At 54.2% G+C, this 212-nt stretch carries 1 protein-coding gene; it reads right to left on the bottom strand.

Translation table 11 applies throughout. From position 1 onward, the window contains the following. Window positions 1-43: 43 nt before the first annotated feature. Window positions 44-205, bottom strand: a complete 162-nt coding sequence (locus tag KB213_RS12645; RefSeq protein ID WP_408903747.1) for a hypothetical protein — start codon at window positions 203-205, stop codon at window positions 44-46. Window positions 206-212 lie beyond the last annotated feature (7 nt).

Below are 212 nucleotides of genomic sequence, written 5' to 3'. Positions count from 1 at the left end.
GATCACGATGCCAGCCAAAAGCCGTCGCACGCTCCGCGTTCCCTTAAACGTCGCCCTTGCGGACAACATATGAGCTGTAATCCCACCACTTCGTCGGGTAACCAACCTGAATCGCCAAGTGGTCAAGCTTCATCAGAGCCGCTTTACGCGTATCTGCATCCATCCACGGAGTATTTTCCAAACGCTGATGGAACGCTGCCTTCACTTCCTGC

This window comes from Neokomagataea anthophila (genome assembly GCF_018122595.1).
Lineage (GTDB): Bacteria > Pseudomonadota > Alphaproteobacteria > Acetobacterales > Acetobacteraceae > Gluconobacter > Gluconobacter anthophilus.
This window is presented reverse-complemented; position numbering and strand designations above follow the sequence as displayed.